A 12115-nucleotide genomic window follows, 5' to 3' on the forward strand; every position below is an offset into this window, starting at 1 on the left:
AGAAGAATACAGTAAAAAGATGAAGGGAGTCGCTACGGAAGTTTTATTTCTATGTTTTCCGTTAGGCTCCCTTCCTTTCTTGTTTCAAATTTATCGTGAAGACTAGTCTAAACTAACTCTCGAGCAATGACTAGGGCAATCTCAAAGAAAGTCATAGCATCCGCTTTTCTATCCTCGCGTCTAGCATCCCATTCGTGATTTTGATGGTCGACATAGTCAGCTGTGTAGAAAAATTGATAGACATTGGCTAGTCGATATTGGGCCCAGGCCATGATAGCTGAAGCTTCCATATCTACAACTCTAGCTCCTGCTGCTAGTCTTCGTTTGACTTTAGCAGCTGTCTCACGATAGAAGGCATCTGTGGTCCAAGACTTTGTTCGAATATGCTCAATACCAGCTTTATCCAAGGCTTTTTCCATAGTTAAGAGTAGAGATTGCTCATAGGCTATTTCATCACTTGCTGGAGCATAGTGATAACTAGTACCTTCATCACGTAAAGCCGAGCTTGGTAGGATAATCTTATCTGCTTGAATAGACTGATATAGAACTCCGCAAGATCCTAAAACGATAAAGTTCTTAAATCCTCTTGCTTTGAGTTCTTCTAAGAGTCCAACAACCATTGGAGCTCCAATAAGAGCCATAGCAACTGCTACCTTACTCCCATCTTTTTCATAGATATACCATGGCAGTTTACCATTTAGATTGGTAAGATAGCCACCTTCGTAGACACCATCTATCTGCTTTACTCGTTCAAGGATTTCTCCATTAAAAGACAAGATAATGGTATCACAGATTTCTCCACCACTACGGAGGCTTCGATCAGTTGGCTCGATAACAGCAGGTACATTTTCAAATTCTTCTAATAGCATTTATTACTCTTTCGCATTCAGATAAACCACTTGGGTTTGTTTGACAAAGCCAATCTTTTCATATAAGCGTTTGGCACCAACGTTGCTGTCCTCTACTGCAATCTGAAATTCCTTATCATTTTGCTCAATCAGTTGGTTGACGAGGGATTTTGCTAAATAGCTTCCATAACCTTTTCCACGATTGACTTCAGCAATCGCAAGTCCATAAAGGTAATTGCATTTTCCAGACACATCGACCGTACAAACGCCAATCACTTGACCTTCTTTGAGTAATATGTAAAGCAGACTATCAGGATCCTTCAAGGCCTCCGAAATGTATCTGTGACTCACTTCCGGTGCTTCCACTTCATCTGAAAAGGTTTGGTGGTGGAGCTGGGCAATGGCTTCAAGATAAGAAGGTTCTGCCAAGAGCACATCGACATCTGAACGGGAATCTAATGCATAAGCAGTTCGATCACGTCCTAACCAGGTTTCTGTCTCTTCATCCTCAATTAGTCCCCAGTTGCTGACAAAATCTGGATGACGCTCTAGAAAAATACGTTCTGTCTGAAAAGTCACTGAACGAATAGGGAAAGAAGTCGTTTCTTTCTCAAAGCTAGTAAACAAAGCACGTGCAATTCCTTGACGGCGATGATCTGGATGAACCAGTATCGTCACTTCCACATCTTGATCATCTGCATAAACCGTTAATAGACCAACAAGTTCGCCTTTTTCGTAAAAAAGGAAAAAGGCGGGCATGCTTAGGTCAAAATTAAGCATGTTAGAAAGATAAGGAACACGATAAGTTCCATCATAGGCTTGGCAACAGTTAATTAGTTTTTTCGCCTCAGATAACTCCTCTTGGCTTAACTTATTTCTTGCTTGAATCATATAGGTATCCTCTACAGCCCAGACGATCTATGACTGGCATCTCTCGCTTGCTCGAGTTTATTGACGTAGTATTCCCGTTTTCCTTCAACTTCATGAATGGTGGGTTCATCCTTTTGTCCATGTACTCGGACAATCTTGGCTGGAATGCCGACAACCGTCACATCGCTAGGAACATCTGCTACGACGACCGCTGCAGCACCGACTTTAGCATTTTCACCGATTTCTACAGGCCCGATAACTTGGGCATGTGCAGATATGAGAGCTCCCTTACGCACGGTCGGATGGCGTTTGCCAACATCCTTCCCTGTCCCACCAAGAGTTACCCCGTGGTAGAGAAGAACCCCTTTTTCAACGATAGCCGTCTCCCCAATCACAAGACCAGAACCGTGGTCGATAAAGACACCTGAGTCAATCTGAGCACCCGGATGAATCTCGATTTGTGTCCAAAAGCGCCAAAACTGGCTGTGCATACGAGCTAAGAGCTTAAAGCCATTCTTCCAGAGAAAATGAGAGAGACGGTGGGCAGCCAAGGCTTTCACACCAGGATAGGTCAAAAGAACCTCCAAAGTGGTGCGGGCCGCTGGATCATTTTCTTTTACGATATCAATGGTTTCACGCCACCATCCCATAGAATTCTCCTTTTCTTATTCTGAGTCTTTTGATGTTTCTGTAGTTTCTTTCTTAGGTTTATTGTCCTTGTGGTGGTGACGAGGACGATCGCCATGACGATGACCCTTTTCACCTTTTTCTTCTGAATGTTCAGGTTTCGGTGGACGTGGCAAGAGTGCTTTCATAGAAGCATCTACACGACCTTTTTCGTCAATCTTGATAATCTTAACATCCACTTCATCACCAATGGCTACCAAGTCTTCGACACGGTTAGTGCGAGTCCAAGCCATTTCAGATATATGAACGAGGGCATCTGTCTTGTCAAAGAGGTTGACAAAAGCACCAAATTTCTCGATACGAACAACTTTGGCATGGTAGACTTCGTCCACTTTGGCCTCACGAACCAAACCAGCAATGATTTCTTTAGCACGGTTAATGGCAGCTTGGTCACTAGAGTAGATAGATACGTTACCTTCTTCGTCGATGTCAATCTTAACGCCTGTTTCAGCGATGATCTTATCGATGGTTTCTCCACCCTTACCGATGACAATCTTGATCTTGTCCACATCAATCTTGATAGTATCAATTTTCGGAGCAGTTGGAGCCAATTCTGGACGAACTTCTGGAATCGTTGCTTCAATCACGTCAAGGATTTCAAAACGAGCTTTCTTGGCTTGGGCAAGAGCTTCAGTCAAGATTTCTGCAGTGATTCCTTGGATCTTGATATCCATTTGAAGGGCTGTAATCCCGTCACGAGTACCCGCAACCTTGAAGTCCATGTCTCCAAAGTGGTCTTCCAGACCTTGGATATCTGTCAATACTGTGTAGTTGTTTCCATCTGAGATGAGACCCATGGCAATACCAGCTACTGGTGCCTTGATTGGCACACCACCAGCCATAAGGGCAAGTGTTCCCGCACAGATAGAAGCTTGAGATGAAGAACCATTTGATTCCAAGACTTCTGCTACCAGACGAATAGCGTATGGGAATTCTTCCAAACTTGGCAAGACTTGAGCAAGGGCACGTTCACCAAGAGCCCCGTGACCGATTTCACGACGACCTGGCGCACCGTAGCGTCCAGTTTCACCTACAGAGTATTGTGGGAAGTTATAGTGGTGCATAAAGCGTTTCTTATACTCTGGATCCAATCCATCGATAATTTGCGTCTCACCCATTGGAGCCAAGGTCAAGACAGAAAGGGCCTGAGTTTGGCCACGAGTGAAGAGACCTGAACCGTGCACACGAGGAAGAAAGTCGACAACCGCATCCAAAGGACGGATTTCATCAACCTTACGACCATCAGGACGTACCTTATCTTCTGTGATCAAACGGCGCACTTCAGCATGTTCCATTTGTTCCAAGATTTCAGCCACATCACGCATGATACGGTCAAATTCTTCGTGGTCTGCATATTTTTCTTCGTAAACTGCTGTTACTTGATCTTTCACTGCTTGAGTTGCAGCTTCACGCGCCAATTTTTCTTCTACTTGGACAGCTTTTTGAAGGTCGCTGTTGTAGGCTGCGATGATTTCAGCTTGCAATTCAGCATCTACATGAAGCAATTCTACTTCTGCTTTTTCTTTACCAACTGCTGCAACAATTTCTTCTTGGAAGGCAATCAATTCTTTAACGGCTTCGTGTCCTTTAAGAAGAGCTTCCAACATGATTTCTTCTGACAATTCTTTGGCACCAGACTCTACCATGTTGATAGCGTGTTTTGTACCAGCTACTGTCAATTCAAGAAGCGATTGCTCTGCTTGTTCTTGAGTTGGGTTGATGACGATTTCTCCATCAACATAGCCCACTTGTACCCCAGCGATTGGTCCGTCAAACGGAATATCTGAGATAGAAAGTGCCAATGATGAACCAAACATAGCCGCCATTGGTGCAGATGCATTTTCGTCATAAGAAAGCACAGTGTTGATCACTTGCACTTCGTTACGGAAACCTTCCGCAAACATTGGACGGATTGGACGGTCAATCAAACGCGCTGTCAAGGTCGCATCAGTAGAAGGACGTCCTTCACGTTTCATAAAGCCACCAGGAAATTTCCCAGCCGCATACATTTTTTCTTCGTAGTTGACTTGAAGTGGGAAGAAATCTCCAGTTGCCATCTTCTTAGACATAACAGCAGCAGTCAAGACAGTTGACTCACCGTAACGCACGACAACAGAGCCATTTGCTTGCTTAGCAACCTGACCAGTCTCTACGATCAACTCACGACCCGCAAAAGTCGTTTGAAACACTTGTTTTGTCATTTTAATCCCCTTTGGATTGTTAATATTATACGCCTTGCCTACAAAAATCAAGATACAAATCATTAGAAAGGTTTGATACTAAAGCATCTAAACCTTTCACGCTAATCGCTATCATGCGATTAGCTAAATGCTTTACTAACTCTCTCGTCAAATAATATCGATTTGACTCACTCGTGTCACTCTTCCTACCGTTAGTCATCAGAAAGGTTTGATGCTAAAGCATCTAAGCCTTTCACGCTAATCGCTATCAGGCGATTAGCTAAATGATTTACTAACTCCCTCGTCAAATATTATCGATTTGACTCGCTCGTGTCGCTAAACCTTGCAGTTTGAATGCATTGTATTATTTTATACCCTCATCTTTGTATCAAGTACGTACAGAGTCTATTTTATCATATTTTTCTTAAAAAGTGCTGGCTTTTCTATTAAAAAGGAACCATTCCTCCATGAAAAGAAGAATGGTTTGCTTTTTATTATCCTAAAGATTGGTGATTAAACAAGGCATGGGTTGCTTGGTGAATGTACTGAGCAGTATCTGCATTGTTCATGGTGTAGAGATGCACGCCTGCTACGTCTTGCGTTACCAAGTCCACGATTTGGTCCACTGCATAGGCAAGTCCTGCTGCTCTGAGTGACTCAGGGTCATTCTCATACTTGTCTAAGATAGCTTTAAACTTACGTGGAAGATGGATATTCTCACAAGTCTTCAAAAGACGAAGAGCTTGGTTACGGTTGAGAATTGGCATGATACCCGCATGAATAGGCACATCAATTCCAGCCAAGGTACACTTGTCTTGGAAATCATAGAAGCGCTCATTGTCAAAGAAAAGCTGAGTTACAAGACTTGAGCAGCCTGCATCCACTTTTTTCTTAAGATTTTGGATATCTGAGATTTGGTTTGGTGAATCAGGGTGCCCTTCTGGGTAACAAGCTCCAATAATTTCAAAATGTGGCGTCTGCTCCTTGATGAATTCAATCAGGTCTGTCGCATAACGGAAATCCTTCTGTGGCTCAACACCTGGAATGATATCTCCACGAAGAGCCAAGATTTTCTGTACTCCAACCTTATCCAAATCTACAATTGTCTCAGCAACCTTATCCTTGGTCAAGTAAATGGCTGGCAAGTGAGCAATTGTCGGAATAGCCAAATCATTTTGGATATAGTCAGCCAAACGAACCGTCGTCTCTTTGATATTAAATTTATTATTGCTAGCAGTTACACTGATGAAGTGTGGTGCTAAGCCCTGCATGTCTTTCAGAGCTGTAATAATTTTGTCATTGCCTACTGCTGGGTTTGGAGGGAAAACTTCAAATGAGAGTGACGGTGTTTGACGCGACATATGTAATAACCTTTTTCTAGTTGATTTTTTGAACAACCGTGTAGGGAGAACTGTCTTTTCTTACAATTTCTCACGCGCAGCTTTGGCAGCTTCTACAAGGCGGATCAAGCTTTCTTTCGTTTCTGGAATACCACGTGTTTTCAAACCACAGTCAGGGTTGATCCAAACTTTCTTGCTTGGTACTTTCGCAAGGATTGCTTCGATTGTGTGGTCGATTTCGCCTTCGTTAGGCACACGAGGTGAGTGGATATCGTAAACCCCAGGTCCAACTTCTGTTTGGAAGTTTTTCGCTTTGAGTTCGTCCAAGATTTCAAGATTTGAACGGCTAGCTTCAAATGAGATAACGTCTGCATCCATGTTGTCGATAGCTGGGATGATATCTGTAAATTCTGAGTAACACATGTGAGTGTGGATTTGTGTGTCTGGCGCAACTGTAGAGTGTACCAAGCGGAAGGCTGGAATAGCCCAGTCAAGATAGTCTTCGTACCAGTCGCTACGACGAAGTGGCAATTTCTCACGAAGAGCAGCCTCGTCGATTTGGATGATTTTCACGCCTGCAGCTTCAAGGTCAAGCACTTCATCCTTGATGGCAAGGGCGATTTGAAGAGTAGAATCCTTGATAGAGATGTCTTCACGTGGGAATGACCAGTTAAGAATAGTTACTGGTCCAGTCAACATACCTTTAACAGGTTTGTTTGTACGGCTTTGTGCATAGCTAGACCATTTAACAGTGATAGGGTTGAGACGTGTTACATCACCCCAGATGATTGGTGGTTTAACCCCACGCATACCGTATGATTGTACCCATCCATTCTTAGAGAAGAGGTAACCTGACAAGTTTTGACCGAAGTACTCAACCATGTCATTACGCTCAAATTCACCGTGGACAAGGACATCAAAGTCAATATCTTCTTGCCATTTGATCCATTCGTCAATCGTTTCAGCAAGGAAAGCGTCGTACTCTTCTTGAGATAATTCACCTTTACGGTAAGCCAAACGTTTAGCACGAACTTCCTTAGTTTGAGGGAATGAACCGATAGTTGTTGTTGGAAGAGCTGGAAGTTTGAAAGCTTCTTCTTGGATAGCTTCACGTTCTGCAAAGGCTGGCAAACGAGTATAGTCAGCGTCTGTCAAACCAGCGATGCGCGCACGAAGTTCCGCATTCTCACCCACACGCTCAGTCGCAAAGAGGTCTTTGTTAGCAGCAAGAGCTTCTTGACCTTGACCATTGCGGATAGCATCCAAATCACGAATTTCATCTAATTTTTCAACCGCAAAAGCAAAGTGGTTCAAGATTGCTGGTTCAAATTCTTCATTAGCAGTTGTAAATGGCACATGAAGAAGTGAGCATGAGCTTGTCAAAACGATGTTTTCAGCTGGGATTTGCTCAAGAACAGCCAAGCTCTTTTCGTAGTTATTACGCCAGATGTTTTTACCATTGACAATACCTGCATAGAGAGTCTTGTCAGCTGGGAAACCACCTTTAACGAGTTCAAGAGTTTTCTTACCTTCAACGAAGTCAAGACCGATCGCATCTACTGGCAAGTTCACAAGGTCAGCGTAAACGTCACGAACGTCTCCGAAGTATGTTTGAAGCAAGACTTCAAGACCTTTCTTGTCAGCCAAGAGTTTGTTGTAAAGGTTCAAGAAGAGGGCTTTTTCTTCAGCAGTCAAGTCTTTTACAAGAGCAGCTTCATCCAATTGGATACAAGTTGCACCAAGTTCAGCCAATTTTGCAAAAACTTCTTGGTAAGCAGCTACTAAGCTGTCTACGAAGTCTTCCGCTTTCACGCCTTCTTCAAAGTCTGACAATTGAAGGAAAGTGAATGGACCTACAAGAACAGGACGAGTGTTCAATCCAAGTTCTTTGGCTTCTTGGAACTCATCAAAAATCTTGTGACCTGCAAGTTTAACTTGAGTGTCTTTTTCAAATTTAGGAACGATGTAGTGGTAGTTGGTGTTGAACCATTTCTTCATCGGAAGGGCGCGAACGTCCCCTTTTTCTCCTTGGTAACCACGTCCCAAAGCAAAGTAGCGCTCAAGGTCAGACAAGTCCAAGTTTTGAACTGAAGCAGGTACCACGTTAAAGAGGAAAGCTGCATCTAGGAAGTTGTCATAGTGAGAAAAGTCATTTGATGGAATTTCAGTGATGCCTTTTTCTTTGACAATGTTCCAGTGTTTAGCACGCAATTCTTTAGCCGCTGCCAAGAGTTCTTCTTCTGAGATTTCTTTTCTAAAGTATTTTTCAGTTGTAAATTTTAATTCGCGGAATTCACCCAAACGAGGGAAACCGATGATTGTAGTTGACATGTTTTGTCCTCCAAAAATTGTTGTTGAAACTATCTTAACAGAAAAGAAAGCGTCTGTATAATTGTAAAAAATTAGGCTTTGATATAGTTTGAAACTATATCGTTTTTCAAAGAACAAAAAAAGATTTGGAGAAGATTCCCCAAATCCTTTGATAGACAATGATTAACAGATTTTAAAGATAGCCATGTTCATAGTCAAACTTGAGTAAACCGAAAGATGACTATGGCTTGTTATTAGAAAAGACTATAAGTTGGTTTATCTATATTATACACTTGAGGCACTATAACTGTTAAATTTGTTAAAGTTTTCCAACTTCTTCCTATCAACTCTTTCCCTGTTCAAGTGGGACGACTGCTAGTGTCTTGCCTAAACTGGCTAGAACTTTTAAGACGGTATCCAACTGAGGACTGGTCTTTCCTGTTTCCATCCTAGCTATGACTGGCTGGCTCACTCCACTAAGTTCTTCTAACTTTTTCTGGCTAATTCCTTGCTCATGTCTAGCTTCAATTAACTCACTCATGATAGCTACTCGCATATCACTTTCAAGAATTTCTTCCTTGGTAAAGAGTTGAGACCGAACATCCTTCCAGTTACTCCCAACGGCACTATTCTTCATCACTTATCCCTCTTTCTTTTAAGTCCTTTAGTTCACGCTTAGCTTTTTAAAATTATAACTCAAAAGTTATTAAAAGTAAATCCAAATACTTACAAAAAGAAGACCTTAGAATCATTCTAAAGGTCTCATTTTTATTATTCGAAAAAATTACGAAAAGAGTTCTAAATTAGAGTTAATCCTGACTATTACTCCAGCTCTATCCCCTTCTCTCGGAGATTAGCCAGACACTCCTCATAGTAGGCATTGTCATGCTCGCTATAGATAGGGCTATTCAGCTTCTCCTCTGCTAAGTCTTCATAGGAAGGGCAGGTCTGGCCACGGTAGTTCTTGTCCAGCCACTCCGGACTAACCTTGTAGCCACGGTCAGCCATCTCCTCCATGATCAAGCGATGATAGGCATAGAGACGATAAGGCGAGTGGGTAAAGACATAGTCAACCGTCGCATGCTTTCTGCCCCAGCCATTGCCACGAAGGGCGCAGCACTCTCGATGTTGCCCCAAGAGCTGCGGACGGGGAAGTTGTGGAATCAAGTCCTCATGCCAAAGTCTCATGGGAGTCTCCTTTCAACAAGGTCGAATCTTGCAGATAAGCATTTGGGTAACGCTCAAGCAAATCTCTAGTTCTAGCAATCAAGTCTTGCTTGGAAGCTTGGCCAAAGCGATAGCGATCCAGCAAGAGCATATAGTCTTTGCGCTCATCAAGGCTGGCTTGCTTTTTAAAATAGCCCCAAATATGCTGAAAAGCGTTGCAAACCTGACCTCTGTGTTCTGGAATATGGCAGGCACAGTCAATCATCTCTTGAACCTGACTTAGCTCCACCACTTCTTGCTTGAGATACTGGCGAATATCCTTGTAAATATTGCTTGAATGGCTCAAAACAAGGTATTTATTTTCCGCCCAGAGTTGTTGACACTGGGATTTTTGGTTAGTTTGTTCCATCTTTCTCCTTACTTTCTATCCGTTTCCAGGAAATATGGAAACAAAGTTGTATCTAAAAATCTTTCAAAAATGTATTATTACTCCTATTTTATCATAATTCTATAAAAACCACTCGACCTGAGTAGAGCAAGTAATTTTTATAGAAAATGCTAATTTAGTGTAACGGTAAGAAATAAGCAATAAACTAGAAAAATACCCAAATTTTAAAATCCTAATCCCTGCGTCTATGTTCTCCATCTATTTTCTCATCAAATGTGAATCCTTTTGATTCCAGCTGATCAAGTTTCAGGCGAATCTTTTTAATAACATCCTCCCTATAATCTTCAAAATCATGTGGTGGTTCAAAAGTGTATTTACCTATCCAAAGAGTATAGATCATATTTTCTGGGATAATATCAAAATCAAAATAATTCTCATCAGTAGATAGAATCCCTTGAAATTTCCAAAATGATAAAAATTCCTTATCTCCAAAACAATCTATCGCATTCCATATACTACTATCCCATTTCTTAAATTGCCCAAATTTATTAACCGCACTTAGATAGGTCAATAGGAAGAAATCTTTCCGATTTAGCTTGGCAAAATTTTCATTATTAATCTCTAATTTTGTATAGTGAAGTCCCAAATCATGGAAGCTAAGTACTCTATGCTTTTCCATAAAATAAATGATTTCAGACTGGTCTAAACCTTCTTTCCTAAGAATAGTTTCCCAAAAATTTACAATCCTAGCTATTGTTTCCTTGCTTAAAGGAGTATTTCTCTCATATCTAGGGATTTCTTCATTCAATTTTTCTTCAACAATATAGTCCATTGCAGAGCTATTATAAGATTTCAGAGATTCCTGTATAGTAATACGTAGTAGTTTAGCTTTCTGAATTTCAGAAAAAGATTTATATTCGCTTGAGAGATATTGATAAAAATCTTTGTTATAGTTTGCCTCTCTTAGTTCTCTGGATAATTCATTACTGTCTGTTTCAAGTAATGTATTAAATTCCTCTTTTGTATGATTTAGAGGTTCTTCATAGAGAAAATAGGCTGGTTTATTCTTTTTATAGTTCGGTGGATATTGGTTATGGTCTGATTGCTGAATGTCAGATAATATTTCCTGTATGCTTCGTCCAAACTTGAAAATCTCTGTAAAACTTGTTTCTTCATCATCCTTAACTTTTATTTCTTCGTTCTTTAATAGTTGTTTATATAATTCAGGATAAAAAAGATAAGCGTAGATAATCCAAAGTTGCTGTTCTTCTTGAACATGTTCAAACTTCTTCCTTGAAAAGAATTCTTGATTGACATAGTCATTAAAATGATTACGATCTCGCAAATTTCTGTTTTCAAAGCTAAATCTTCTCCAAAAATCATCTGACAAACTCGTATTGAGTTTTTTACTTAACAACTCAAAATAATCTTGCCAAATATTTGATGGGTGAAGAACAAATGGTAGTTCTATCCGTCTATCAATAATTTTAGAGAGGAAATTATTGTCGTTAAGATGCACTTTCTCAATATCTCCAACAAAAACAATTGGAATCTTGCCATTAAGCAAGCTAAAAATTTTATAACTCTCCTCTTGTTGTTTGTTAGACATTCGATCAAAATCATCAATAACTAATACTTTTCGAGATAATGATAGACATTTAGAAGTTAGTAAACAACTGTAAAAACCATCTGATTTGATTTTAAAAAATTGATAGATTGCTACTAATAAAACAATACTCCCAATAATTAATTTAACACAAAAAGATTCAAAAAAAGAACTTAAACCCAAATCAACTACATTAGTCATTAAGATAGAAACTGCGACACATAAAACTATGAAAATCCTTAAAAGGCTATATACCAACGGGTGTAATTTTGAAAAAACAATCTCAATCGTTGAGCGGTTATCGCTTAATCTCCAAAAGTCTATCGTAACTAATTTTTTATTAGTATTCTTACCAACTTCAACTAGAAATTCTGTTTTTCCAGAACCCCAGTTCCCATTTAAGAAATAAGTTTTATTTTCTTCAAGTAATTTAGCAACATTTTTAGCTGCTACTGAAGTATCAATGTGCTTTAATGTAATAAATCTATCATCCATAGTATTTCTTTCTAAAAAACAAAATATTTCATAGCGCCTACTTTTATAAAAATTATACCACGAATCCACCAAAAAACGCCTTTAAATAATAATATATTGAACTGCACCCCAAAAGTTAGACATAAAAATCTAACTTTTGGGGTGTTTTTATTATGAAATTAACTTATGATGATAAAGTTCAGATCTATGAACTTAGAAAACAAGGCTATAGCTTAGAGAAGCTT

General features: G+C 40.2%; 10 protein-coding genes and 1 pseudogene. 1 reads left to right on the plus strand and 10 read right to left on the minus strand.

Annotated elements, in window-relative coordinates; translation table 11 throughout:
- Positions 1 to 107: 107 nt before the first annotated feature.
- From QM874_RS09205 to QM874_RS09250, 10 genes are all read right to left on the minus strand, one after another.
- A complete protein-coding gene (locus QM874_RS09205) occupies positions 108 to 869 on the minus strand; it encodes a nucleoside phosphorylase (protein WP_414317047.1) in 762 nt (253 codons plus the stop codon).
- A 3-nt stretch (positions 870 to 872) separates the two neighbouring features.
- Entirely contained in the window at positions 873 to 1739 is an 867-nt protein-coding gene (locus QM874_RS09210; RefSeq protein ID WP_414317048.1) for a GNAT family N-acetyltransferase, read from the minus strand.
- An 11-nt stretch (positions 1740 to 1750) separates the two neighbouring features.
- Positions 1751 to 2368: a serine O-acetyltransferase gene (gene cysE, locus QM874_RS09215; protein ID WP_414317049.1), complete on the minus strand. Its 618-nt coding sequence runs from the start codon at positions 2366 to 2368 to the stop codon at positions 1751 to 1753.
- A gap of 15 nt (positions 2369 to 2383) precedes the next feature.
- The gene (pnp, locus tag QM874_RS09220) at positions 2384 to 4606 is read right to left on the minus strand and encodes a polyribonucleotide nucleotidyltransferase (protein WP_414317050.1); all 2223 of its coding nucleotides are present in this window, start codon (positions 4604 to 4606) and stop codon (positions 2384 to 2386) included.
- Positions 4607 to 5079: 473 nt separating this feature from the next.
- Positions 5080 to 5946 (minus strand): methylenetetrahydrofolate reductase [NAD(P)H], encoded by an 867-nt coding sequence (metF, locus tag QM874_RS09225; protein WP_414317051.1) that lies wholly within the window; start codon positions 5944 to 5946, stop codon positions 5080 to 5082.
- A 60-nt stretch (positions 5947 to 6006) separates the two neighbouring features.
- Entirely contained in the window at positions 6007 to 8256 is a 2250-nt protein-coding gene (gene metE / locus QM874_RS09230; protein WP_414317052.1) for a 5-methyltetrahydropteroyltriglutamate--homocysteine S-methyltransferase, read from the minus strand.
- A 322-nt stretch (positions 8257 to 8578) separates the two neighbouring features.
- On the minus strand, positions 8579 to 8872 hold the full coding sequence (locus QM874_RS09235; RefSeq protein WP_414317053.1) for a helix-turn-helix domain-containing protein: 294 nt from the start codon (positions 8870 to 8872) through the stop codon (positions 8579 to 8581).
- Between the two features lie 185 nt (positions 8873 to 9057).
- Positions 9058 to 9423 carry a TIGR02328 family protein gene (locus QM874_RS09240; RefSeq protein WP_414317054.1) on the minus strand — a complete coding sequence of 122 codons (366 nt, stop codon included), beginning with the start codon at positions 9421 to 9423 and terminating at the stop codon, positions 9058 to 9060.
- Positions 9407 to 9811: a YbgA family protein gene (locus tag QM874_RS09245; protein ID WP_414271299.1), complete on the minus strand. Its 405-nt coding sequence runs from the start codon at positions 9809 to 9811 to the stop codon at positions 9407 to 9409. The genes QM874_RS09240 and QM874_RS09245 overlap by 17 nt, the downstream gene beginning before the upstream one ends.
- Positions 9812 to 10022: 211 nt before the next feature.
- Positions 10023 to 11891: a P-loop NTPase fold protein gene (locus tag QM874_RS09250; protein ID WP_247924003.1), complete on the minus strand. Its 1869-nt coding sequence runs from the start codon at positions 11889 to 11891 to the stop codon at positions 10023 to 10025.
- Between the two features lie 152 nt (positions 11892 to 12043).
- On the opposite strand from QM874_RS09250, the pseudogene QM874_RS09255 reads away from it, so the two are divergent.
- Positions 12044 to 12115, plus strand: a pseudogene (locus tag QM874_RS09255) (transposase); the annotation flags it as partial.

The sequence above is a fragment of the Streptococcus infantis genome, from assembly GCF_047463615.1.
Lineage (GTDB): Bacteria > Bacillota > Bacilli > Lactobacillales > Streptococcaceae > Streptococcus > Streptococcus infantis_X.